Annotated in this window: 20 protein-coding genes and 2 pseudogenes; 10 read left to right on the top strand and 12 right to left on the bottom strand. The window is 63.1% G+C overall.

Annotation, left to right across the window (positions count from 1 at the left end):
* The first annotated feature begins 567 nt into the window (after positions 1-567).
* The 8 genes from fliL (at position 568) to nadC (ending at position 5909) form a co-directional block, all read left to right on the top strand.
* Positions 568-1059 (top strand): flagellar basal body-associated protein FliL, encoded by a 492-nt coding sequence (gene fliL / locus AC3WLF_RS25700; RefSeq protein WP_011616679.1) that lies wholly within the window; start codon positions 568-570, stop codon positions 1057-1059.
* A gap of 59 nt (positions 1060-1118) precedes the next feature.
* Positions 1119-2138 (top strand): flagellar motor switch protein FliM, encoded by a 1020-nt coding sequence (gene fliM / locus AC3WLF_RS25695; protein WP_010810394.1) that lies wholly within the window; start codon positions 1119-1121, stop codon positions 2136-2138.
* On the top strand, positions 2131-2580 hold the full coding sequence (gene fliN / locus AC3WLF_RS25690) for a flagellar motor switch protein FliN (RefSeq protein ID WP_010810395.1): 450 nt from the start codon (positions 2131-2133) through the stop codon (positions 2578-2580). Before fliM ends, fliN begins: the two co-directional genes overlap by 8 nt.
* Complete coding sequence (gene fliO / locus AC3WLF_RS25685; protein ID WP_492320694.1) at positions 2577-3032, top strand: flagellar biosynthetic protein FliO; 456 nt, start codon at positions 2577-2579, stop codon at positions 3030-3032. Before fliN ends, fliO begins: the two co-directional genes overlap by 4 nt.
* On the top strand, positions 3029-3814 hold the full coding sequence (gene fliP, locus AC3WLF_RS25680) for a flagellar type III secretion system pore protein FliP (protein WP_010810397.1): 786 nt from the start codon (positions 3029-3031) through the stop codon (positions 3812-3814). The genes fliO and fliP overlap by 4 nt, the downstream gene beginning before the upstream one ends.
* Before the next feature lie 40 nt (positions 3815-3854).
* Complete coding sequence (gene fliQ / locus AC3WLF_RS25675) at positions 3855-4124, top strand: flagellar biosynthesis protein FliQ (RefSeq protein ID WP_492320693.1); 270 nt, start codon at positions 3855-3857, stop codon at positions 4122-4124.
* Positions 4125-4166: 42 nt separating this feature from the next.
* Entirely contained in the window at positions 4167-4952 is a 786-nt protein-coding gene (gene fliR / locus AC3WLF_RS25670) for a flagellar biosynthetic protein FliR (RefSeq protein WP_492320692.1), read from the top strand.
* A 123-nt stretch (positions 4953-5075) separates the two neighbouring features.
* A complete protein-coding gene (nadC, locus tag AC3WLF_RS25665) occupies positions 5076-5909 on the top strand; it encodes a carboxylating nicotinate-nucleotide diphosphorylase (protein WP_492320691.1) in 834 nt (277 codons plus the stop codon).
* A 108-nt stretch (positions 5910-6017) separates the two neighbouring features.
* Here nadC and AC3WLF_RS25660 read toward each other — a convergent pair whose 3' ends face one another.
* Positions 6018-6563: a MarR family winged helix-turn-helix transcriptional regulator gene (locus AC3WLF_RS25660; RefSeq protein ID WP_035816290.1), complete on the bottom strand. Its 546-nt coding sequence runs from the start codon at positions 6561-6563 to the stop codon at positions 6018-6020.
* A 354-nt stretch (positions 6564-6917) separates the two neighbouring features.
* On the opposite strand from AC3WLF_RS25660, the gene phnN reads away from it, so the two are divergent.
* Positions 6918-8723 (top strand): phosphonate metabolism protein/1,5-bisphosphokinase (PRPP-forming) PhnN, encoded by a 1806-nt coding sequence (gene phnN / locus AC3WLF_RS25655; protein ID WP_492359001.1) that lies wholly within the window; start codon positions 6918-6920, stop codon positions 8721-8723.
* A gap of 43 nt (positions 8724-8766) precedes the next feature.
* Positions 8767-9759 (top strand): tripartite tricarboxylate transporter substrate binding protein, encoded by a 993-nt coding sequence (locus tag AC3WLF_RS25650; RefSeq protein ID WP_492352024.1) that lies wholly within the window; start codon positions 8767-8769, stop codon positions 9757-9759.
* Between the two features lie 158 nt (positions 9760-9917).
* On the opposite strand, the gene AC3WLF_RS25645 is transcribed toward AC3WLF_RS25650, so the two are convergent.
* The 11 genes and pseudogenes from AC3WLF_RS25645 to AC3WLF_RS25595 all read right to left on the bottom strand — a co-directional run bounded on the left by AC3WLF_RS25645 (position 9918) and on the right by AC3WLF_RS25595 (position 23841).
* The gene (locus AC3WLF_RS25645; protein ID WP_492320688.1) at positions 9918-12359 is read right to left on the bottom strand and encodes a TonB-dependent siderophore receptor; all 2442 of its coding nucleotides are present in this window, start codon (positions 12357-12359) and stop codon (positions 9918-9920) included.
* 10 nt (positions 12360-12369) lie between these two features.
* Positions 12370-14538, bottom strand: coding sequence for a TonB-dependent receptor (locus tag AC3WLF_RS25640; protein WP_492359000.1), 2169 nt, complete (start codon positions 14536-14538; stop codon positions 12370-12372).
* A 157-nt stretch (positions 14539-14695) separates the two neighbouring features.
* On the bottom strand, positions 14696-15712 hold the full coding sequence (locus tag AC3WLF_RS25635; RefSeq protein WP_492356975.1) for a FecR domain-containing protein: 1017 nt from the start codon (positions 15710-15712) through the stop codon (positions 14696-14698).
* A gap of 6 nt (positions 15713-15718) precedes the next feature.
* The gene (locus AC3WLF_RS25630; protein WP_058698492.1) at positions 15719-16228 is read right to left on the bottom strand and encodes a sigma-70 family RNA polymerase sigma factor; all 510 of its coding nucleotides are present in this window, start codon (positions 16226-16228) and stop codon (positions 15719-15721) included.
* Positions 16229-16444: 216 nt separating this feature from the next.
* Positions 16445-17692 (bottom strand): hypothetical protein, encoded by a 1248-nt coding sequence (locus AC3WLF_RS25625; protein WP_492358999.1) that lies wholly within the window; start codon positions 17690-17692, stop codon positions 16445-16447.
* A 412-nt stretch (positions 17693-18104) separates the two neighbouring features.
* Entirely contained in the window at positions 18105-19049 is a 945-nt protein-coding gene (locus tag AC3WLF_RS25620; protein WP_492358998.1) for a glycosyltransferase family 2 protein, read from the bottom strand.
* Positions 19042-20274 carry an O-antigen polymerase gene (locus tag AC3WLF_RS25615; protein WP_492320683.1) on the bottom strand — a complete coding sequence of 411 codons (1233 nt, stop codon included), beginning with the start codon at positions 20272-20274 and terminating at the stop codon, positions 19042-19044. The genes AC3WLF_RS25620 and AC3WLF_RS25615 overlap by 8 nt, the downstream gene beginning before the upstream one ends.
* Entirely contained in the window at positions 20267-21535 is a 1269-nt protein-coding gene (locus AC3WLF_RS25610; protein WP_492352019.1) for a flippase, read from the bottom strand. The genes AC3WLF_RS25615 and AC3WLF_RS25610 overlap by 8 nt, the downstream gene beginning before the upstream one ends.
* Before the next feature lie 205 nt (positions 21536-21740).
* Positions 21741-21938 (bottom strand): annotated as a pseudogene (locus AC3WLF_RS25605) (nucleotide sugar dehydrogenase); the annotation flags it as partial.
* Positions 21939-22388: 450 nt separating this feature from the next.
* A pseudogene (locus AC3WLF_RS25600) lies at positions 22389-22565 on the bottom strand (IS3 family transposase); the annotation flags it as partial.
* A 46-nt stretch (positions 22566-22611) separates the two neighbouring features.
* Positions 22612-23841 (bottom strand): RtcB family protein, encoded by a 1230-nt coding sequence (locus AC3WLF_RS25595; RefSeq protein WP_492320681.1) that lies wholly within the window; start codon positions 23839-23841, stop codon positions 22612-22614.
* Between the last annotated feature and the right edge of the window lie 54 nt (positions 23842-23895).

Below are 23895 nucleotides of genomic sequence, written 5' to 3'. Positions count from 1 at the left end.
ACGTCGCGATTGTAGTCTGAAGACGCCCCCTGGTCAAATGTCTTATATCTTATATAAGAGTAAAAAATAAAAATATCATGCAAATCAATGCGTTGGAAGCCGAGTTATCTGCGAACCCACATGAATCACTACCCGACTAGCGTAGTAGGGAATGCATGGCGGCACTCCCGCAACCTGCCCGGCGGCCCGGCCAGGAATCGCGGCAACTCGCACCAGCACTCAAGTTCACACGCCATCAAGCGTTAACCAGCCTGCAGGCGCGTATCTCGCAGCGCCCGCTCGCTTTAGCGCCCTGCTTCGCAGATAGCTTGTCATGAAATAGCCCGGTCGGCCGCCATGCGTCGTTGCTCGTCGTTGCCATAGCTATGGCTATGGCGCCTCCTCGCGCCTAGCCTGACGACCAACCGAACCATTTCATTTCGACAACCTATCTACGAAGCAGGACGCTTGCCGTGCCTGCTCCCTTTCCGCTCAAATGGCCAAGCTGAAAGGGTTTCCCCCTTTTTTTCGGCCCTTTGCTGGCCTGCGATTCCGGAAGAATGGCAGGCATTCCGATACAGGCTTCTCATGGCGAACACGGCTTCCCCTCCCCGGACTGGCAACACAGGCAAGCGCGGCCGGCTGCTGCTGATCGGCGCCGGCGTGCTGGTGGTGGCACTGGGCGCCGGAGGCTTCGTGCTGGGCAGCGTGCTGAGCAACCGCCAGCCGGCGGCGCCCGCCGCGCCCGCCGCCCCGGTCGTGCCGCCGCCGATCTTCGTGCCGCTGGACGCGTTCACCGTCAACCTGCGCAGCGACGACGGCGACCGCTTCCTGCACACCGGCCTGTCGCTGAAGGTGGCCGATGCCGAGACCCAGGCTCGCCTGGCCCAGTACCTGCCCGAGGCACGCAGCCGCATCCTGCTGCTGCTGTCGGCCAGGCAGCCGGCCGACCTGGCCACCGTCGAAGGCAAGCGCAAGCTGGCCGACGACATCCGCGACACCATCAGCAAGCCGTTTGCCAGCGGCCTGCCGGCGCAGCGGGTGCTGGACGTGCTCTTCACCTCTTTCGTGGTGCAGTAAGCGCAAGCCAGGGCCGCACCGGATTCATCCATAACGCCGCACAAGGGGCAGGACACTAGATGGCCTACGACAAGTTCCTCTCGCAAGACGAGGTCGACGAGCTGCTCAAGGGCGTATCCGGCGAAGCCGATACGCCCAAGGCCAGCGAGCCTGCGCTCGACGAGGGCGGTGTGCGCCCCTACAACCTGGCCACGCAGGAACGCATCATCCGCGGCCGCCTGCACACGCTGGAAATCATCAACGAGCGCTTTGCGCGCTCGATGCGCACGGCGCTGTTCAATTTCATCCGCCGCGGCGCGGACATCACCGTGGGCAGCATCAGGATCGAAAAGTTCGGCGACTTCGCGCGCAACCTGCCGATGCCGACCAACCTGAACCTGGTCCACCTGAAGCCGCTGCGCGGCACGGCGCTGTTCGTCTACGACCCGAACCTGGTGTTTCTGGTGGTGGACAACCTGTTCGGCGGCGACGGCCGCTTCCACACCCGCGTGGAAGGCCGCGACTTCACCCAGACCGAGCAGCGCATCATCCAGCGCATGCTGGAGCTGACGCTGGCCAGCTACGGCAACGCCTGGCGCACCGTGCACCCGATCGAGACCGAGTACATCCGCTCGGAGATGCACCCCAAGTTTGCCAACGTCGCCACCCATAACGAGGCCGTGGTGACCACCGCCTTCCATATCGAACTGGGCGCCGTCGGCGGGCAGCTCCACGTGTGCCTGCCGTACGCGATGATCGAGCCGCTCAAGGACCTGCTGATGAATCCGCTGCAGGACGAGAAGGAAGTCGACAAGGGCTGGGTCACGCAACTGTCCACGCAGCTGCGCGCGGCCGAGGTGGAGCTGGTGGCCGAGTTCGCGCACCTGCAGAGCACCGTGGCCGAAGTGCTGGCGATGCGCGCCGGCGACGTGCTGCCGATCGAGCTGCCGGAGAAGGTGTTCGGCAAGGTGGACGGCGTGCCCGTCATGCAATGCGGCTTCGGCACGATGAACGGCCAGTACGCGCTGCGGGTAGAACGAATGATCAATCACCAGGACGGCGATTCCCACCTGGACACCGAGGACAGCGATTATGAGTGACGGCATCGAGGACAAGCCCGTCGATCCGATGGACGACTGGGCCAGCGCGCTGGCCGAGCAGACCAGCGCCACATCCGCCGGGATCCCCGCAGCCGCCGCACCGGCGGCCCAACCCGCGGCCACTCCGGCCGCCGCCACCGTGTTCCAGCCGCTGGCGAAGGAAGCGCCGAGCGGCTTCCGCAACGATATCGAGATGATTCTCGATATCCCGGTGCAACTGACCGTGGAACTGGGCCGCACCAAGGTGCCCATCAAGAACCTGCTGCAGCTGGCGCAGGGCTCGGTGGTGGAGCTGGACGGCCTGGCCGGCGAGCCGATGGACGTGCTGGTCAACGGCTACCTGATCGCGCAGGGCGAGGTGGTGGTGGTAAACGACAAGTTCGGCATCCGCCTGACGGACATCATCACGCCGTCCGAGCGCATCCGCAAGCTGAACAAATGAGCATGCAGACGCGCGCCAGCCTGGCCGTGCTTGCGGCGCTGCCGGGGGCCGCCATGGCCGCCGACGGCACGCACGCGCCGGCCATCAGCGGCGCGGCCAGCCTGGCGCAGGCCGGGCTGGGGCTGTTCGCCATCGTCGCGCTGATCCTGGGCATGGCCTGGGTGGCCCGGCGTGCCGGCCTGGTCCGTCACGCCACCGGCGGCGCGATGAAGGTGGTCGGCAGCACCATGCTCGGCGCACGCCAGCGCCTGGTGCTGGTGGAAGTGGGCGATACCTGGCTGGTGCTGGGCGTGAGCCCCGGCGAAATCCGGCCGCTGCATACCCTGCCTGCGGGCACCACCGCAGCCAATCCCCTCGCCGCCACCGGCGGTGCAGGCCCTTCGCAACAGCCGGGTGGCGGCACCTTTGCCGAAAAGCTGCTGCGTTCGATGCAAAATCACTTCAAGTCATGAATTCCCCGCGTGCCGCGCTGCGGCGCCCGCTGCCGGGCCCGCTGCTGTCCCTGCTCGCGCTGATGCTGGCCATTGCCGCGCTGGCGCCCGCGCCGGCCTGGGCCCAGGCACTGCCCGGCGTCATCAGCAAGCCCGCCCCGGGCGGCGGCCAGATCTGGTCGCTGCCGGTGCAGACGCTGGTGCTGCTGACCTCGCTGTCGTTCCTGCCGGCAGCGATGCTGCTGATGACCGGCTTCACCCGCATCATTATCGTGCTGGGCCTGCTGCGCAGCGCACTGGGCACCGCCACCTCGCCGCCCAACCAGGTGCTGGTGGGCCTGTCGCTGTTCCTGACCTTCTTCGTGATGGCACCGGTGTTCGACCGCGTCTACAACGACGCCTACAAGCCGCTGTCGGAAAACAAGATCAGCCTGGAGGCCGCCGCGGCCAAGGCCGCGGAGCCGCTCAAGGCCTTCATGCTGCGCCAGACCCGCGAGAAGGACCTGGCCATGTTCGCGCAGATGGCCAAGGCGCCTGAAATGCAGGGCCCCGAGGAAGTGCCGCTCAGCATCCTGGTGCCGGCCTTCGTCACCAGCGAGCTGAAGACCGCGTTCCAGATCGGCTTCACCATCTTCATCCCGTTCCTGATCATCGACCTGGTCGTCGCCAGCGTGCTGATGGCGATGGGGATGATGATGGTGCCGCCGGCCACCATCTCGCTGCCGTTCAAGCTGATGCTGTTCGTGCTGGTCGACGGCTGGCAGCTGCTGCTGGGTTCGCTGGCGCAGAGCTTCATGAACTGAGGCGGCCCCAGCGCCCGCCACCCACCGCAGAGTCCGAGCCATGACACCCGAGACCGTAATGACCATCGCCACCCAGGCAATGAAGATGACCCTGCTGCTGGCCGCCCCGCTGCTGCTGGTGGCGCTGGCCGCCGGCCTGGTGGTGAGCCTGTTCCAGGCCGCGACGCAGATCAACGAGATGACGCTGAGCTTCATCCCCAAGCTGATCGCGCTGTTCGCCACCATGGTGCTGGCCGGGCCGTGGATGATCAATTCCATGGTCGACTACATGCGCGGGGTGTTCCAGAGCATTCCCGCGCTGGCGCACTGACGCTGGCCAGTCCCCCCGCCCTTCCGCCCCTGACTCCCCGCCGTGGTCGAATTCACCTCAGCCCAGCTCTACAGCTGGCTCGCGGCGTTCCTGTGGCCCTTCTTCCGCATCCTGGCCCTGATCGGCACCGCGCCGCTGTTCGGTGAGTCCACCATCCCGCGCCGCGCCAAGATCGCGCTGTCCGCGATGATCGCGATGGTGGTGTCGCCCACCATCGCGCAGCTGCCAGTGGTGCCGGTGTACTCCTTCGGGGGGCTGATGATCATCCTCAACGAAGTCGGCATCGGCCTGGCCACCGGCTTCGCCATGCGGCTGGTCTTTGCCACCGTGCAGCAAGCCGGCGAAATCATCGGCCTGCAGATGGGCCTGTCCTTTGCCTCGTTCTTCGACCGCGCCGCCGGCGGCCAGACCATGGTGCTGTCGCGCTTCCTGAACCTGATCGCGATGCTGCTGTTCCTGGCGCTGGACGGCCACCTGCTGATGCTGGGCGCGCTGGTCGACAGCTTCAACGGCCTGCCCATCGGCGGCACGCCGCTGTCCGCCGGCGGCGCCATGGCCGTGGCCCGCGCCGGCGGCATGGTGTTCTCGTCCGGACTGCTGCTGGCGCTGCCGATGATCGCGGCGCTGCTGACGCTGAACCTGGCGATGGGCATCCTGAACCGCGCCTCGCCGCAACTGTCGATCTTTGCGGTCGGCTTCCCGGTCACGCTGTCCGGCGGCCTGCTGGTGCTGATGCTGGTGATGCCGCAGATGGGCACCTACATGCAGCACATGATCGAGGCGGGGCTGGAGGCAGTCGGGACGGTGCTGGGGCAGTTTGCGCGGTAGGTTTGCGTCTTATCTTAGATCTCGAATATTACTTGACATGGCGCATGGAAGGGCTAGTATTGCGCCATGTACTTCGATCTCTAAGATTTTTGAGGTACCGCAACCACCGTTCAGGAGCCCTTCATGTACGACATTTTCGCTACCGACAAGCTGATCGACCTCTGGCTGACCGAAGACATCGGCATCTGCGACTTGACCGTCCAGACCATGATTGAACCGGGAGAGACCGGCACCTTCTGCATGAACGCCCGCGAGCCGATGCTTATCGCCGGCATCGACGTGGGGGCACGCATCTTCGCGCGCTACGATCCGACGCTGTCGGTCGATGTGCGCGTCGCCGATGGCGACAAGGTTGAAAAAGGCGCGGTGCTGCTTAACGTGAGCGGCAATGCACGCAGCGTCCTGACGGCCGAGCGCACCGCTCTTAACATCATGCAGCGGCTGTGCGGCATCGCCAACCATACGGCAACCTATGCCCAGGCTATTGCCCATACCAAGGCGCGCCTGATCGACAGCCGCAAGACCACGCCGGGCCTGCGCGCGCTGGAAAAGCATGCGGTGACCTGCGGCGGCGGCCTGAACCACCGGCTGAGCCTGGACAACGGCGTGATGATCAAGGACAACCACATCGCCGTATGCGGCAGCATCGCTGCCGCCGTGGCACGCGTGCGCCGCAAGCTGCCCGTGCTGACCAAGCTGGAAGTGGAATGCGACCGGCTGGAACAGGTGCACGAAGCACTGGCAGCCGGTGTCGACGTGATCATGCTGGACAACATGTCGGTGCCCGACATGAAGGAAGCCGTGCAGATCGTCAATGGCCGGACCAAGGTCGAGGCATCAGGCGGCATCCGCCTGGAAACGATCCGGGCCGTGGCGGAAACGGGCGTGGACTATATCTCCACGAGCAAGATCACCCAGTCCGCCCCTGCCGTCGACATCGGGCTCGACGAAGCCTGACACCGGGGGGACCAGCCCCCTGATCGCTCTAACCGATTCACGCCTTCTACCCAAGGCATTCACCCTTGCCGGTCTCGCCCGGCGAGGGTCTTTTCCGTTGCGGGTCGTCTACAGGTCCGAGAGCAGGCGCCCCACCTCCTGTGTGGACGGGACCCGCCGGCCATGTTCCGCCGACGCGGCTTCGTCGGCGACCAGCCGCTTCGCAATCGTGATCAGCACGCGGCGCGTGGTCAGCACATCCTCTTCGCTCAGCCCTTCCACGCTGAGTTCATTCACCTCGGTCGCCAGCGGTTCAAGCTTGCGGCGCAGCGCGCGTCCGGTCTTGCTCAGGAACACATGCACCTTCTTCTTGTTGCCGGGAAGATGCGTGCGTTCCACGTAGCCCAGCGCCTCCAGCGCCTTGACTGCTGCAAACGTCGTCGGCTCGGTCACCCCGGCGCGTTCGCTCAGCTCTCGCTGCGACACGCCGTCATGGCGCCACAGGATACGCAGGATGGTCCAGTGGCCATACGAAACCGAATGTTCCGCCAGGCGCAGCTGCAGCGCCCGGATATAGGCCCGGGCGGCATCCTTCACCAGGTGGGCAAGCCGCTCTTCATCGGCTTCATCCGCAGGCGTGATCGGGACCGGAGCATCCGGTTTCTTTGTGGCCATAGTCGTGAGGGAAAGTAGAGCGTATGCATGCGGCACCGGACGACCCGGTGCCAGCGACAGCGCACATGATAGCGCCTCCGGCGCCCGCACGCCGACACCACCGCTTCGTCGGCAAGGCCTCTCCATGTAGCGTTCACTCCATCAGTGCACGATGCCCTCAACCCATGCACGGGGCACCGTCACCGCGCACCCTGCTCCCCGTGTTTTCCCCTATAAGCCCGCGAATCCCGCGTACACACTGGATTTGCGGGCGCTGGCCCATTGCTTGCATTACCTTAGACATCGAACTTATCTTGACACCCCCCTGGCCGGTGCTAGCATAGCCACATAACTTCGACATCTAAGGTAATGCTCATGAAGGCGACCGGCACATTCTTCTTTGTTGTGGGGCCCAGTGGCGCTGGCAAGGACTCCCTGATCGACGGTGCACGTGCCGCGCTCGACGGCGACTACGTTTTTGCGCGGCGCGTCATCACGCGTCCCGACGGGTCTGCTGGCGAAGCGCACGAAGGTGTCACGGAGACCGAGTTCGCGCGGCGCCAGCGAAGCGGAGAGTTCCTGGTGACCTGGGACGCGCACGACCTGCGCTACGGATTGCCCAGGTCCCTGATGTGCGAGCTCGAACGCGGCCGCAACGTCGTGGCCAATGGCTCGCGCGGCGTCATCGCGGAACTCGCGGCGCGCTTGCCCCGCTTCGTAGTGGTCGTGGTGACGGCACCGCATGACGTGCTTGCCCGGCGCATTGCCGCGCGCGGGCGGGAATCGGGCGACCAGGTTGCCAGCCGCGTGGCACGCGCGGGAGCTCCGGTGCCGCCACACGTTCCGTGTATCACGGTGTCGAACGACAGCACGCTGGAAGCAGGCACGGCACGCTTTGTCGAAGCCTTGCGCAACGGCACCAGGGCATCCGCCGCCGAACGGCCGGCCAGCCGCACCAACCTGATGGCCAAGCTGCGCGGCGAGCCGCTCGACGAAGCTGCCTACGTCGCCGTGCTGCAGGACGCCATCGCCGGGCGCTACACCGAGGCCGAGCTGACCGAGTTCCTCGTTGCCGCAACCCGCACGCTCACGGACGAGGAAGTGGTGGCACTGGCGCGCGCGCGTACCACCTTCACACCCCGCATCGACTGGGACGAACCGGTAGTCGTCGACAAGCATTCGATGGGCGGCGTTCCCGGCAGCCGCATCACGCTGATCGTGGTGCCGATTGTCGCGGCCTACGGGCTGGCGATGCCCAAGACATCGTCGCGCGCGATCACCTCTGCCGCCGGCACCGCCGATGCCATGGAGACCATCGCACGGGTCGACCTGGCGCACGAGGACGTGCGCCGCTGCGTGGCCCAGGCGCGCGCCTGCATCGCCTGGAACGGACGGCTGAACCATTCCGTGGTCGACGATGTGATGAACGCCATCACGCGGCCGCTGCGGCTGGATTCGCGGCGCTGGTCGGTGGCGTCGATCCTGTCGAAGAAGTACACCGCCGGCGCCACCCATGTCATCGTCGACCTGCCCTACGGGCCGCAAACCAAGCTGGCAACGCGCGCCGACGCCGAGGCGCTGGGCGCGCTGTTCGAACACGTCGGCAAGGGACTGGGCCTGCACGTACGCGCACTGGTCACGGACGGCAGCCGCCCGATCGGGCGCGGCATCGGCCCCGCACTGGAAGTGCGCGACGTCCGACTCGTGCTCGACAACGCTCCCGATGCGCCCGCCGACCTGCGTGACAAGGCCCTGCGCTTTGCCGGCGAAATCATCGCATTCGATCCCCGCGTGGGCTCCCCCGAACACGGCATGCAAATTGCGGCGGCGCTGCTGCATGAAGGCAAGGCCAGGGCCGCGTTCGAGCGCATCGCCGCCGCGCAGGGCGTTCGCTGCGATCCAGTGGCGCCGGGTACGCATACGCTGGTCGTTCCCGCCGCCACGCAGGGCCGGGTCACGGGCGTCGATGGCCTGCAGATTTCCGGCGTGGCGCGCGCCGCCGGCGCGCCGCGCGATGGCGGTGCCGGGGTCGACATGCTGTGCGCGATCGGTGCAAGGGTGGCGCCAGGGCAACCGCTCTACCGTATTCACGCCGGCTTCGCTGAAGCGCTAGAGGCGGCTGCGGCACTGGTGCGCGCCGGCGGCGAGTGCTGCCAGGCGGTGCGTATAGACCCCGATTGACCGGCTTTCCCGCTTCCTTCACCCTAACCGACGAGGCATATCAATGAGACCCCTATCCGTCGTCAGCAGTCTGGCATCGCTCCTGTTTGTCGCAGGCAGCCTGGGCACCCTGCCCGGGCGCGCCGAAGCCAATATCGCCAGTACCTTCCCGCAAAAGCCGATCCGCATGGTGGTGACGTTCCCGGCCGGAGGGGGGACCGATTCTCTCGCGCGCCTGATCGGGGCCGACATCAGCAAGTCGCTGGGGCAGCCGGTGGTGATCGACAACCGGCCCGGCGCCAGCGGCAATATTGGCGCCGAGTTCGTCGCCAAGAGTCCCGCCGACGGCTATACGCTGCTCATCGTCAACAGCAGCTTTGCCATCAACCCGAGTGTCTTCAAGAAGCTGCAGTTCAATCCCAAGTCCGATTTCAGCGCCGTCATCACCTTCGCTTCGGTGCCATCGGTGATCGCCGTGCCATCGCACTCGAAACTCCGCACTTTCAGCGACCTGCTGGCGGCAGGCAAGAGCGCCTCCCCCCCCAGCTATGCGTCGTGCGGCAACGGCACCCCGCAGCATCTGGCAGGCGAACTGCTCAAGGTTTCGGCAAGGATGGACATGCTGCACGTGCCATACAAGGGTTGCGCCCCCGCCATCGCCGACGTACTCGGCAACCAGGCCGATGTCAGCGTCAACACGCTGACCAACACCATCCCCTACCTGAAAAGCAACAAGCTGCGCGCGCTGGCCGTCACGTCGAAGGCACGCTCGCCGTTCCTGCCCGACGTACCCACCGTGAGCGAGCTTGGCGTGGCCGGCTATGACGTCGACCAATGGTTCGGCATCCTCGCCCCGGCAAATACGCCGCCCGAGATCGTGCAAAGGCTCAACACGGAAATCGCCAGGGCCATCGCCAAGCCCGAGGTCAAGGCATCGCTGACGCAACTCGGCTTTGCCACGACGACAAGCACGCCCGCTGAATTCCAGAAGCTGGTGAGTTCCGACATCGATCGCTGGCAGAAATTCACGACGAAGATCAATCTGCTCGTCGACTGACCCGGCTGGGGCACCGGCCAGGCCACAGCAGGCGGATCCCCCCGACTTCCCGTAGTACATCGTTGCCACGCGGGCGCAAGCCAGCCCCCGTGAGAGCGTGTTCGTGCCTGCGGGATGGCCGCGACGATCCGGTGGCGCCGGGCCGCCTCCAGGCCGGATCAGAAGCCGACCGTCGCCGACATCATCAACGTGCGCGGCTCGCCAATGGCCAGGCCGCCATAGCTGTCCACCGCCGCCCAATAACGGCGGTCGAACACATTGCGCAGATAGAGGCGAAGAATCGCGTCTTTCCCGGCCATCCTGGTCCGGTAGCGCGCACCCAGGTCCACGCGCGTCCAGGCTGGCAAGCTCTGGGTATTGGCCTGGTCAACATACTGGCGCCCGGTGTAGGCAAGCGCGCCGCTCAGTGTCAGGCCGGGAAGCCAGGCGGCATCCCATTCGGCGCCAAGGTTCACCTGCAGCGACGGGGCGCCGATGACGGACCTGCCCACCGTGCCGGCGTCCGCGTCGCGGGTGATGGTTGCGTCAAGCAGTGCAGCGCTCGCCAGCAAGCGCACGTTGCTGGCGAGCTCGCCGTACAGCCCGAACTCGAGACCCCGGCTACGCTGCTCGCCGTTGACGGCGAACCACGAGCCAGCAAGCTCCCCGCCGGGCTTGCTGATCTGGAATGCGCTGATGGTGGCGCGCATGCCGCCTTGTTCCAGCTTTACCCCTACCTCGTACTGGCGCGACTTGTACGGGGCGAACACTTCACCGGCATTGCTGGCACTACCCGGCGCGATTTCGCCCTTGCTGAGCCCCTCGATACGATTGGCGTAGAACGATACCTGCTGCCAGGGCCTGACCACCAACCCCGCCAGCGTCGTCCACGCGCCCTGGTCGTAGCGCGAGGCCAGTCCTCCGTCCGCGTTGAAGTTGTCCGACTGCACACGCTGGCGGCGCAGGCCAAGCGTCAGTTGCAGGCGGCGGTCAAGGACCGAGAGCGTATCGGCCAATGCCACGCCGGTGAGCCGTGTCTTCGATACCGTCGGCACGCCAGACGGCGCCGGCACATCCTGGAACGGCAGCGTCGCGGGCGCGTAGAGGTTGGTCAGCGCGGTCGTGCTGGCAGTGTTGTACGCGCGCCCGAGCTTGTCGTGGTAGCCACTGGCCACGACGCTGAGCTGGTGACTCACGGGGCCGGTCTGGAAACGCGCGCGCACGCCGGTGTCGGCGCTGACACGCGCCACCTGGAAGCGATAGTTGGAGTCGGCTACCGCCACATCGCCCGCGGCATCGATGATGGTTGGCGTGATGACAAACAGCCGCGCCACGTGCGTCTGCCCGCCACCGGCATCGGCAAACCAGGTCACGCCGTCGGCAAGGTCGTATTCCGCGCGCAGCAGCTGCGAGCCGTCGCGGATATGGGATTGCTCCCACGGCTGCGAGATATTGCGGCGGCCATCCGGCGCGTCGGGCACGGCGATGCCTGGCACGATATGCAGCAACCGCGACGGCGCGGAAATCCGTTCGCGCTGGCCGATCAGATCCAGCGTGGTGCGCAAGCGCTCGCCCTGGTAGTCCAGCGCCAGCGCGCCCGAGGTGGCGCGGCGCGACTGGTTGTCGAGCGCGGTACCGCCACCCAGGTAGCTGCCATTGAAGCGAATGCCGAACTGGCTGGCACTGCCCAGGCGGCGGCTGATATCCACGCTGCCCCCGAACTGCGACGCCGCCGCGTAGTCGGCCGTGAAGCGCGTCACGTCGACGGCACCCGCGCGCTTGGGCACGATGTTGATGCCGCCGCCCACGCTGCCGCTGGGCGCCATGCCGTTGAGCACCGCCGTGGGGCCCTTGATCAGTTCCACGCGCTCGACATAGCTGGTGGAAACGCGATAGTTGGACGCCACGCCATAGATGCCATCGAACGCGATCTCGCCGAAGTTGCCGTTGCCCACCGGAAACCCGCGGATGCTGAACGCATCCAGGATGCCGCCGGGCTGGCTGACATAGCGCACCGATGCATCGTTGGCCAGCACGTCGCCAACGGTGCGTGCCTGCTGGTTTTCGATGAAGCCGGCGCTGTAGCCCACGGCATTGAACGGTGCATCCATGTTGTCGGTGTTGCCGAGCAAACCCAGGCGCACGCCTTGTGTGACCTGTCCACCGGCCAGCAACGGCGGTTCGCTGTCATGCGTGCCGACGACGCGCACCTCGGGCAGCGTTGCGGGCGCGCGTTCACCTTGCACCGCGGCGCGGCGCACGGCGTAGCCGCCGCCGTCCATCGGCACAGCCTCCAGCCCGGTGCCGGCCAGCAGCACGTGAAAGCCCTCGGGAACGGCATAGCTGCCATGCAACCCCTCGCTGCGCAGCCCGGCCAGCTGCGCGGCATCGTAGGACAGATTGATGCCTGCGGCGCTGGCAAAGCGGTTCAGCGTGACCGTGAGCGGGCCGGGCGCGATGGCGAAGGCGCGCATGGCGACGGCACTGCCCTTGTCTTGCCCCAGCGCCGGCAGCGCGGCGGTCCCCAGCGTCAGGACAGCGAGCCACGCCCCCGCGGCGGCCGAAGCGCTCCGCGTGCGCCACACCGCGCCCGGGGATCGTTGCGACTGCCGCTTCCTCACGCCGCTCCGCTCAGAAGTCCACGGCCACGGACGCCATGAAGGTGCGCGGGACACCCTGCGAAATGGTCCCGTACGATGCCACGCCCGACCAGTACTTGCGATCGAAGGCGTTGATCAGCGCCGCGCGGAAGGTGGTGGCATGACCGCTGACCTTGGTGCGGTAGCGCGCGCCCAGGTCCACCGTGGTCCACGACGGCACGTGCTGGGTATTGGCCTGGTTGACGTAAGCATTGCCGGTGTAGTTCACCGCGCCGGTCAGCGTCAGGCCCTGTACCCACGGCAGGTCCCACTCGGCGCCCGCGTTGGCCATCACCTTGGGCACGCCCACCGGGCGGTTGCCGAGGGTCGCGGCGCTGTTGGTCTTGGTCAGCTCGCCGTCCAGCAGGGTCACGCCGCCGAGCAGGCGCACACCCTTCCAGGCTTCCCCGGACAGCGTGAGCTCGATGCCCTGGTTGCGCTGCTCGCTGTCGATCGCATAGACCGTGCCGAACAGCTGGCCGCTGGGCTTGCTCATGCGGAACACCGCCAGCGTGGCCATGACCTTGCCGGCATCGAGCTTCACGCCCACCTCCTGCTGCTTGGTCTTGTACGGTGCGAACACCTGGCCCGCGTTCGACGCGGTGGCGGGCGCGATATCGCCCTTGCTCAGGCCTTCCACGTAGTTGGCGTACAGGGACACATGCTGCCAGGGCTTGTACACGATGCCGGCCAGCGGCGTGACCGCGCTCTCGTCATACGAAGCGGTCTTGGCGCCGCTGCTGCTGTAGTTGCCGGACTTTACCTGCTGGTAGCGCAGGCCCAGCGTCAGCTGCAGGCGCTCGTCGAATGCGCTCAGCGTGTCGGCCAGCGCCACGCCGGACAGCGTGGAGTCCGACACCTTGGGCACGGAGGCGGGTGCTGCCACGCTCTGCTCGGGGCTGGCGACCGGGTCATAGATATTGGACCGCACCGCCGTGCCCGCTCTGCTGGCACTCGCGATCCTGTCCGTGTAGAGGTTGGCCTGCAGCGCCAGTGCATGCCTGACTGAGCCGGTCCCGAATCTGGCCCGCACACCGGTATCGAACAAGGAGCGATTGATCCGGAACTTCCAGTTCTGCGGCACGGCCGAGGTGTCGCCGCCGGCGTTCAGGATGGTGGGGGTCTGGTCGGAGAAGCGCGCCACGTCCGAGCGGGTGCCGCCGGCATCGGCAAAGATGGTGACGTTGTCAGTCAGGTCGTACTCGGCGCGCAGCAGCGTCGAGAGGTCGTTGGACTTCCACCAGCCCCATGGCTGCGAGACATTGCGCCGGCCGTCAGGTGCCGCTGGCACCTCCACGCCCGGGGCGACAAGGAACGGACGCGTGGGAGCATCGACCCACTGGTACTGCTCGATCACGTCGAGCGAGGCGCGCAGGCGCTCGCCCTGATAGTCCAGCGACAATGCGGCCACCTCGGCGCGCGACTTCTGGTGGTCCAGCGGGGTCGGGCCCTGGCGGTGCAGCCCGTTGAAGCGCACCCCCCATTCGCGCTTCTCGCCGAAGCGGCGGCTCAGGTCGACGGCGCCGCCCACCTGCGCGTCGGAAGCATAGTCCAGCGTAAAGCGCGTCAGGTCCGTGGCCAGCGCGCGCTTGGGCACCACGTTGACCACGCCGCCCACGCCGCTGTTGGGCGACATGCCATACAGTAAGGCGGCCGGGCCCTTGAGCACCTCGACCCGCTCCAGGTATTCGGTGAACAGGTGATAGTTGGGCGAGACCCCGTAGACGCCGTCGAAGGCCACCTCGGACAGGTTGCCCTCGTTGATCGGGAAGCCGCGGATGTAGAACGAATCGGTCACGCCGCCGATCTGGCCGGTGAAGCGCGTGGACGGGTCGCTCCCCAGCACTTCCGCCAGCGTCACGGCTTGCTGGTCCTCCAAGCGTTGTGCGGTGTAGCTGGTCGTCGCGAACGGGGTGTCCATCACCCCCTTGTTGCCAAGCAGCCCGAGCCGGCCGCCGCGCGCGACCTGTCCGCCCGCGTACGCCGCGGGCAGGTCGCCGGCGCCATCGGCGCTGGCGCTGACGGTCACGGCCGGCAGCGTTTGTGGATCGGCGGCCTGCGCCAGGGCTTCAAACGGTGCCACGGCGGCCCCCAAGGTCAGGCAGACGCAGGCACGGTGCAGCGCGATGGCCAGCGGCCGGGGTTGCGGCGTGCAGGCCATGCGAGGCGACTTTGCAGGGCGGGCGTGGGTAAAACAAGATACAGACATCATTCTCTCCGGCAGCGACAGGTTTTGGTTTCCTATGCTGTTGGCCGGTCGAGAACCGGAATCCCCTCACTTTTCCTGAAAATATTTCTCGCCCGCCCGGCATCGTGGTTCAGCGCGGCCCCACGCTGACCCAGAAGCGCGTGCGGTAGCGAATGCTGATGGGCTGCGCCTGCGCAAGGAATGCCAGTGCCCGATCGGTGTCTCGCACCTGGTATGCGCCGGACACGCGCAGGTCCGCCACGGACGGGTCGCAGACGATGCGCCCGCTCCGGTAGCGCGACAGCTCGGCCAGCAGGTCCGCAAGCCGCATGTCGTTGCCGGCGATCACGCCTTCGGCCCAGCCGTCGTCCGTGAACGGCCGGGCCGGTGCTGGTGCGCTGCCGTCGGCTGCGAGCCACCAGTTCGTGCCGGCTCGCGCCACCTTTGCGTTGTGATCGGCGGCCCGGCCGTTGGCGGGATGCAGGGCGACCGCCCCTTCGAGCACGCTGACGCGCGCGTGCCCGTCCTCCAGCCGCACCACAAAGCGCGTGCCCAGGGCGCGTAGTCCGCCAAATGGCGTCTCTACCCAGAACGGCCGCATTGCAACGGGCGTATCGTGGCCGGTGGCAACCAGGATCTCTCCACGCCGCAACGTCACGACGCGTCGCGTGGCGTCGAAGCGGGTGCTGATCGCGGTGTCGGTATTCAGCACGATCGTGCTGCCGTCGTCGAACCGCACCGTGCGCTGCTCGCCGGTGGCGGTGCTGGCATCGGCCAGCAGGCGCTGCCACGGGGCCAGCTCGCGCGCTGCGCCGGCAGCCAGTACCGAAACACCAGCCAGCGCAAGGATCTTGATAGCCTGGCGCCGCCGGATGCCGCGCGTGCCACGACGCTTGCCCACGGTCTTCAGCGTATCGAGCGCCAGGGCCGGCGGCATCCGGCTGAAATCGTCCTTCAGACCCTGCACGCGTTGCCAGGCCACGCCATGCAGCGGACTGGCGGCCAGCCATTGTGCAAAACCCTTGTGCGCAACGGCATCGCCCTCGCCAAAGTCGAGCTTGACCATCCAGCGGATGGCCTGGTCGACGACATCGGACGGAACAGAGAGCTCAGGCCGCGGCTGCGCGGGCCTGCCTGGATCGGTCACCGGCGCCTACTCGCCAAAGCGCAGCGTGTAGCAATGCCGCAGCGCCGTGGCCACGTAACGTTCCGCCGTGGCCAGCGATACCCCCAGACGCTCGCCAATCTGGCGGCAACTCAGCCCTTCGAGCTGCGCCCACAGGAATGCGGTGCGCACCCGCGGCTTCAAGGCATCGAGGATGCGGTCGATCGCGATCAGCGTCTCGAGAAACTGGAGCCGGCTCTCAGGCGACGGCGCTTGTGGTTCGGGCAGCTGGGCCAGCGTCTCCAGCCACGCCAGTTCCAGTTCGCGGCGGCGCCAGTGCTCGATGACCAGACCACGCGCGATGGTGCTCAGGTAGGTGCGCGGCTCGCGGATATCGCAGGGTTCACGCCGCAAGAGGCGCAGGAATACGTCCTGGGCGAGATCAGCAGCGTCGCAGGCATTGCCAAGCTGACGGCGCAGCCACCCCTGCAACCACCGGTGGTGGTCGCAATAGAGAACATGAACCTGCTGATTGCCCGGAATGTCGGCGGCGCCCACCTGCGAAACCCTCGTTCATTTCCGCACCCAACGATGCGCGCACTATGCAAATGAGAATTATTTCTATTTTAAGGCGGAATCCACGGATGCCGCAAGCGCTTCCTGGCAACGCTCGCCCCCTCACCCCTTCGCAGCGGCCCGCGGGCCGCTGCTGGGCGGAACCGCTCCCTCACGATCCCAAGTGAATCACGGCCGCGCTGGGTACCCAGCGCCCCGTCAGAACGTTTTTCTCTTTACATGCCAAGCGACGCTCGCACTTGACGTCGTAGCAGATGCAAAACCGATCGTGAATGTAGTAGGTGATACGGCCGCGATATACGGCCTGGCATTCGCTGCCTCTCGGTTGGTCGCTGTCAATACAATTTCGCTCTTAGACGGGGTATAGCTCAAACCATGCTTCACCGCCATGGCAGATGCATCTGCAGCTGCCATTGCCTCGCCACATCCCTCGGTAGCGAACCCTAGGTTGGCTTCAACCCTGGCGAATAGCGTAGATATCCGCAGCCCCCCAGTATCATTTCGACTCACGCCGTTGCTACTGTCACCATCCGCCGACTCAATGATTGCCATCGTGGCAGGCGAGCCCGCCCCTCGAGCCAGCGTGTTCTCGTTAACCTGGAAGCGTGTGCAGCCAGCGAAATCGATCCCAAACCGTCTAAAGAATGAAATCGTACAGTGCACCAAGAATCCCGAGGCCACGCCCCGCAGCCTGATGCAATCAGCTCCGGCACCGTTCGAATGGTTCAGTGCTGAAATAAAGCCAATCTTGAGATTTCTCGTGGGGTCGCCGTTGTCAGCCAAATTGACATCCAACGCGGGATTAGATCCCCCCCCGCGAAGCGCGCGACTTGATAGGTAGCACCCACCGTTGATCTCGACGCAGTCAACCCCACGTAGCACAACGGGGGCATCACAATAGTCAATAACCACTCCCCCAGTGATTGTTACCAAATCAGTTCCCTGCGAATAGATGCCAGTTGCACAGCCGATGGCGACACCGCCATTGATAACCAGACCAGCAGAATAAGGGCTGTAGTCACCGTCATCATTAACCATGTACGCCGTATTCTTCCAATTACAGCCTATAAGCTGCGTATTGACTGTCCTGACACGATAGACCCCCTTGTTACCAAACGTACCGTCAAAGGAACATCCAACTAGCGCCCCCTCGCGCACCCCATCGAGATACACGCCGTAGTCGGCATTCATGAATTTGACGCCGACCAGCAAGAAATCATCGTATTGAGTAGTGCTGGTGCCGGTCACCCACCTGACGCCGATACCCCGTCCAGTGAATCTGCCACCGCAGATTGTCAGCTTCTTTCCGTGATCGCTTTTCCTGATAGCTCCCTTGCCTTCCATGGCACATATGATTTCGGCCCCGTACGCAATGAGCGTGACCGCCTTTCCAGTAAGGTCCACCTCCGTCAGCCTGTAGCGACCGCCGGCCGGAAACACTAACATGCCGCCATCCCTAATCCCCGCCACGGCAGCCGCGACGGCAGCAGTGTCATCGGCAACACCATCTCCCCGCGCACCAAACTTTCTTACGCTTGTCGGTTCATCCCCCGGACGATGCGACGGAGAGCGCTCCTCAGTGCCTGCGAGACTTGTTTGCCACCGGAGCAGCGAAACACCGATGCTCGTTGCAAGTCCTCCGAAAAGAATCCTCCGCCTATTACTCATATCCTGGCAACTCCACTCTCGCATCGATCAAGCTAGCTACCCGGTATCCACCAGAGCGGTATTCTTCCGTCAGCTTTTCATCGCACACTAATGGAGCGATGACGGGTTCCACGTCTTTCGCTTGATGCGCAGACAGGAATTGATACAAGCGCCTCCCCCGTTGGCTCATAGCGAGAGCGCACAAGTACTTTCACGGCCGGCTCGCCCTCATCAATATATCGCCGAGATCAGCAATCAGCATACGATAGGCCATCAACGTATTGCGAGCATCATCAATTCTACCGGCGATTAGCGAAAAACCTATGCGACTTAACGGCTCCAAGCAAAGAGTTACAAAAACCAACGTCCACGCAGGTATCCGCTTAAAATGTTTGAACCCGTAAAGTAAGCGGCTACGCAAAGAGTAAAACAACCGATGCCCCTTTACCTGTTGCGAGGTGCCGCCGCCAGCGTGATACGCCTGGACGTCAGCTATATACATGCTCCGGAATCCGGCTTGACGAGCACGTAGCGATAAATCAACCTCTTCAAAGTAAACAAAGAATCGTTCGTCAAATCCGTGCAGTGCCATAAATAGGTCACGACGCATTAAAAAGAAAGCTCCTATCACCTGGTCTACTTGCCTATTCGAATCGTGAGGCCATTCCACCATGGCTTGCGTCCATCGCTGCAGGCCTGGAAGGCGATTAAGTCCGGTAGCGTTGACAAAAAAAGATGCCACCGTCGGAAAACGCGAGCAACTGCGAGCCACCTGATTCTTCTCATCCACAAGTGAAACACCGACAATCCCCACGTCCGCCGCCCCAGGTTCCTTAAGGTAAGTCAAGGGTCTGAGCAACGACTCGGAAAATATTCTCGCATCCGGATTCAAGAAGAGCACAAACTCTCCCTCAGCAAGCGCCGCGCCTTGGTTGCAGGCCGCGCCAAAGCCGCGATTCCAGGCATTAACTATTACCTTTACATCAAATGGTGAATTAGACGCCACCACCTTTGCCAACGACAGAGAATCGTCACTTGAGGCATTATCGACAATAATTACCGATTTAACCAATCCGCCGTGATGCTGCACAATGCTTGTGATTGCATCCGAGAGTTGCCCTCGGCTATTCCAATTAACCAAAACAATATCAAGCATGACCGAGCCCTCCCTTTTGCCATCTGAATCGGTACGGTGTCATAAACAGCCAATACCAAAACCAGACCTGAATCCAGGTTGATAGCAACGAAAAATACTGATCCTGGAAGAACTGCATCACCAACGGGTACACCGAAGCCGAATAATAAAAGATCCAGACTCCACCGCTCGAACGCGCTCTCCTATACAACCAATAGTGCACCATCAAAAACACCGGCGGAATTAGCACTCCGATGTACGAAAAGTCTCGAAAATAAACCTCGTATACCGTATACACATTGGTTGGATCCGGTACGAACGCATATCCTTTGACCAAAGATACCGGGGCCTTATCTGAAATACCCAGGGCATATTGAAGGGACACAAACAAGCGAAACGTATTCTCCCCCCAACTTAAATCCGGATTCCATTCCACAAGTCGGGAAAATGCAAGAAACGGACCAACTACATAGCCTCTCAGGCTTTCGAGAAAAGACTCAATATTCTCCGCAATACCCTCATCCGCGGAAATCCCCTTCGCAGTCATCGCCGCTACAAATATCGATAAAGCCGCAAAGATAACCAGCGCGATGAGTAACCCACGCATACGAATTGCACCAACATTCATCAACGGAACAAGAGCCAGACACAAAAAGAACAAGATGTATGTCCGACCAGTGCTGAGATAGCAGTAACATAGACTCACCGCGACGGAAAGCCACAGGCGACCACCTCCCAAATTTGATTGGCGGTAAAGAAATATCGACACGGAGGTAGTCACAAAAGAAAGTACCCACAAGTATGCCAATATCCCATAACCCTCTCCATCCTCCGTTATCGCCGCACGGAGTTTTATATAACCCAACACAGTAAAAATGCTCTCACCATCCGCAATTTCCGTAGCTCGCCCGTAGACGAACGGGAGCGCAATGATCGCCACTAACTGCGCCAGGTCAATAAATCTACTCTTTCTCGCAATGACCCCGTGCCGCCAAACTTCTGCGCCCCCCACCCGAAGTCGGAGACAGCATGAGATCATAATAAACAACGCAAGAAGCTTTGCCGTCAAAATAATAAGGATAAATTCTACCGAAACCGAGATAAAAGTATCCCGAGACAAATAATATCCAAATAGCAAAAAGAACCAAACGAAGAAGTAAATCTGAAATGGATTCCCGAATCCCAATTGCCGCCGACTCGCTGTCAGCAGCCCCGCCAACGTAATGAGCAACAATATCTCAAACATTCCGCCTCCTGGAATAGTATGCTAACGCGCTGGCGTCGAAAATCATGCGACCCACCCAGGCCCAAGCCGCACCATGAATACCATAGTTATTCAGGAGAAAATATAGCGCAACAACAAAAAACGGCAATTCAATCACGTGCAATGTTGCGGTCAAATTGGCTCGCCCGTCCGCCTGAATCAACGCGTAAAACATGGAGCCGATCGCATTGGCAAAGACTCCGAGACACAGCACTTGACCGATTACAATTGACTCGGAATTTAGATGATCCTTTATCCACCATAAGAGTACCTCCGGCAGAAGCAAAGCCATTAATATGCTCACCACCGCCATTAATCCAATCATGATGTATAACCAGCGACGAAAATAGGCGCGCCACTCGCCAGGACGTTCACGCATCAACTGGCTCAAGGTTGGGAACATTACGGACGATACTGAGCTCACCAATATCAAGCTCTGCGTCACCATCTCGTACGGCAAAACATAGACAGTCACCGCTGCAGCAGAGATGACCGAGGCGATAACAAAACGATCCGCTTGGACTAAGATCGGGCTTACTATGCTACTGACCGTCACCCATCCGCCGAAAGCGAACAGTGATCGCGCGATCTTCGAAGAATAGACGCCCTTATATCCAACCCCACCAATCCGCATGCATCGGGCAGCTAAGTGATCAAATGCGAACAAGGCAAGAACCCTACTGACTACTAACGTTGCAATCAGCCACGGAAGTTGATTGGTGTAGAGGGTCACCAGATACGGCCCACCAAAATTGATTACGCCGAGTCCCGCGCGCAATAAACTAATGCCTTTGAAGTTCAGAAAGGCTTCGTTCATGCCGCGATAGGTGGCACTCATCGCCTGTGCCGGTAACGCAATCGCTAGCAATATCATGGCCGAGCGGATCTCAAGAGGGGGGGTACCATGCGCATCGATCCAAGCGTATCCACCCAGCAACGCGGTCGCCGCGACGAAACTACCACCGACCAGCCCTGTCACAAGAGTAATCCGCCGCGCTGTCGCCAGCACGTCCGGGATATCCGCTAGATCGTCTGCGCCCCGTAGACTGGATACCAACTGCGTCAGTGCACGACCGATCCCGAGATCTAGCGCACCCGCATAGCCGATCAATCCCCATGCCAGCGCCAGCAACCCAAACCGTTCGTTCCCGAGTTTCTGTATGAGTTGCGGGACCGTGACAGCGGCGACGAGTAATGGGAGCGCCAATCCAGCTAGATTCCACGAAATATGGGATAGCCGCATGATCTACCGATTTCAACCTGAGATCGAGCCTCGCAATCTCATCAGATACCATGGCATCGCCTGCTCAATGCCTGTTCTGACACGATATTTCGGATCGTAACCAATTAGATTTCTGGCTTTCACAATATCGGCCTGACTATCGCGTATATCACCAGGACGGAAGTTCCGATATCTCGGTGACTTACCATATGCAACGTCGCCAAGAGCTATTGTGCAAATACGCACAATTCTCCTTAAAGGTCAGTCCTAGGACGATCACCTTCGCACGCTTCACCGCGTTTCCAGACTGAATGATCTTCTTTACCGTCTGCTGTGCCACACACACCGCCATGCCATCATTGATGCAACCACCGGCCAGAATGACTTGCGGGTGATAGCCCAGCATCTCAGCCTTGTGGGTCAGGTCCGGACAAATGGATGTTCTGGCGTCTTCTCTTGTTTCAAGAATTATCGGCGGTGCTGGCAGCGTCAGAGAGTATTTATGTGCGGCACCACATATAAGCATTTCTTCGGTGCCGCATCGACGCCGCCATCGACGCACGGTCAGCAAGGTATGTCCGCGCGAAAGTCCAGTAGCAAGTTAATGCCAGGCGGTCCGCACGTTGGTGCTTCGCCCAGATGCCGGGGCCATAGCTATCTACGCGCAATTCTTCACTAACGCGACATATTTTTCTCATGTATGTCTGGATTCGATCAGGAAACGCTCCAGCAAGCCCGGGGCAGCGGATCAGCCATTCGGCTGAACCACAAGCACAACTCGCTATAAGTTCCCCGTCCGGGCGAGCCCCTTACAACGATGAAAATCCGTACACTCTGTCGTAAAGAGAACTAAGAATCACCCACATGTGCCATGGCGGCAGCGCTGGCCGTGCACGCGCTCGTTCTTCAAGCTATTGAAGAAGCTTTCGCTGGGGGCATTGTCCCAACAATTCGCTTTGCGACTCACCGAGCAGACCATGCCATAGCCAGCAAGCTTGGCCTGGAAGGCTTGGCGGCCGCGGTCGGAGTGGTGGATCAGCCCCGGCGCCGCAGCGCCGGCTTGCCAGAGGCCGCTCACGGCGGGGGGCAACAGCCGTTCAGCCTTTCACGCACACCACCTGCCGCAATGTGTGCACGATCTCCACCAGGTCAGCCTGCGCCGCCATCACCGCGTCGATGTCCTTGTACGCCATCGGGATCTCGTCGATCACCGCGGCGTCCTTGCGGCATTCGACCCCCTCGGTCGCATGCACCTGGTCGGCCACGGTGAAGCGGCGCTTGGCCTCGCTGCGGCTCATGGTGCGCCCCGCGCCGTGGCTGCATGAGCAGAACGATTCCGGGTTGCCCTTGCCGCGCACGATGAAGGAGCGCGCGCCCATCGATCCCGGGATGATGCCCAGCTCGCCCACGCGCGCACTGACCGCGCCCTTGCGCGTGACCAGCACGTCGGCGCCAAAGTGGTGTTCCTTCTGCACGTAGTTGTGGTGGCAGTTGACCGCCTCCAGCCGCGCCTGGAACGGCCTGCGCAGCACGCGCTGCGCCGCGGCCAGCACCGCCTCCATCATCAGCTCGCGGTTGCGGCGCGCGTAGGCCTGGGCCCATGACACGGCGAAGATGTAGTCCTCGTAGTGCGTGGAGCCTTCGACCAGGTAGGCCAGGTCGCGGTCCGGCAGGTTGGCGAGGTGCTTGCGCATGTCCTGCTGCGCCAGCGAAATGAAGGTCGTGCCGATAGCATTGCCGACGCCGCGCGAGCCGCTGTGCAGCATGAACCAGACTGACTGGGCCTCGTCCAGGCACACCTCGATAAAGTGGTTGCCGGTGCCGAGCGTGCCCAGGTGATTGCGATGGTTGGTGCGCGCCAGGTGCGGATACTTGTCGGTGATGCGCTGAAAGCCCGGCGCCATTTCGGCCCATGCCGCGTCAACGGGCGCCGGCGCCGAGCCCCAGGCCCCCTGGTCGCGCCGCCCGCCTTGCGCGGTGCGCCCGTGCGGAACGGCGTGCTCGATCGCGCTGCGCAGTGGCCCGAGGTTGTCGGGCAGGTCAGCGGCGGTGAGCGAGGTCTTCACGGCCATCATGCCGCAGCCGATGTCCACGCCCACCGCGGCGGGAATCACCGCGCCCACGGTCGGGATCACCGAGCCGATGGTCGAGCCCTTGCCCAGATGTACATCCGGCATCACCGCAAGATGGCGGAAGATGAACGGCATCCGCGCCGTGTTCAGCAGTTGCTCGCGGGCAGCGCCTTCCACCGGGACGCCGCGCGTCCACAGCTTGACCGGCTTGCCGGCGCCGGTGTCCAGCACGTCATAGTGGCGCTTGTCCGTCATGGCCGCCCCTGGCTTTGTCGTCGCGGATTGCAGGTTAGACGGCCAGGGCCAGTC

The organism is Cupriavidus sp. FW306-01-F10A (genome assembly GCF_058782785.1).
The sequence above is the reverse complement of the archived record's forward strand: the minus strand, read 5'-3'. Positions and strand labels throughout refer to the sequence as shown.

Excerpts from the sequence above, each read along its gene's own strand:
- fliL (WP_011616679.1), top strand. The coding sequence starts at position 568 with ATGGCGAACACGGCTTCCCCTCCCCGGACTGGCAACACAGGCAAGCGC.
- fliM (WP_010810394.1), top strand. The coding sequence starts at position 1,119 with ATGGCCTACGACAAGTTCCTCTCGCAAGACGAGGTCGACGAGCTGCTC.
- fliN (WP_010810395.1), top strand. The coding sequence starts at position 2,131 with ATGAGTGACGGCATCGAGGACAAGCCCGTCGATCCGATGGACGACTGG.
- fliO (WP_492320694.1), top strand. The coding sequence starts at position 2,577 with ATGAGCATGCAGACGCGCGCCAGCCTGGCCGTGCTTGCGGCGCTGCCG.
- fliP (WP_010810397.1), top strand. The coding sequence starts at position 3,029 with ATGAATTCCCCGCGTGCCGCGCTGCGGCGCCCGCTGCCGGGCCCGCTG.
- fliQ (WP_492320693.1), top strand. The coding sequence starts at position 3,855 with ATGACACCCGAGACCGTAATGACCATCGCCACCCAGGCAATGAAGATG.
- nadC (WP_492320691.1), top strand. The coding sequence starts at position 5,076 with ATGTACGACATTTTCGCTACCGACAAGCTGATCGACCTCTGGCTGACC.
- AC3WLF_RS25660 (WP_035816290.1), bottom strand. The coding sequence starts at position 6,563 with ATGGCCACAAAGAAACCGGATGCTCCGGTCCCGATCACGCCTGCGGAT.
- phnN (WP_492359001.1), top strand. The coding sequence starts at position 6,918 with ATGAAGGCGACCGGCACATTCTTCTTTGTTGTGGGGCCCAGTGGCGCT.
- AC3WLF_RS25650 (WP_492352024.1), top strand. The coding sequence starts at position 8,767 with ATGAGACCCCTATCCGTCGTCAGCAGTCTGGCATCGCTCCTGTTTGTC.
- AC3WLF_RS25640 (WP_492359000.1), bottom strand. The coding sequence starts at position 14,538 with ATGGCCTGCACGCCGCAACCCCGGCCGCTGGCCATCGCGCTGCACCGT.
- AC3WLF_RS25625 (WP_492358999.1), bottom strand. The coding sequence starts at position 17,692 with ATGTTAGTGTTTCCGGCCGGCGGTCGCTACAGGCTGACGGAGGTGGAC.
- AC3WLF_RS25620 (WP_492358998.1), bottom strand. The coding sequence starts at position 19,049 with ATGCTTGATATTGTTTTGGTTAATTGGAATAGCCGAGGGCAACTCTCG.
- AC3WLF_RS25615 (WP_492320683.1), bottom strand. The coding sequence starts at position 20,274 with ATGTTTGAGATATTGTTGCTCATTACGTTGGCGGGGCTGCTGACAGCG.
- AC3WLF_RS25610 (WP_492352019.1), bottom strand. The coding sequence starts at position 21,535 with ATGCGGCTATCCCATATTTCGTGGAATCTAGCTGGATTGGCGCTCCCA.
- AC3WLF_RS25595 (WP_492320681.1), bottom strand. The coding sequence starts at position 23,841 with ATGACGGACAAGCGCCACTATGACGTGCTGGACACCGGCGCCGGCAAG.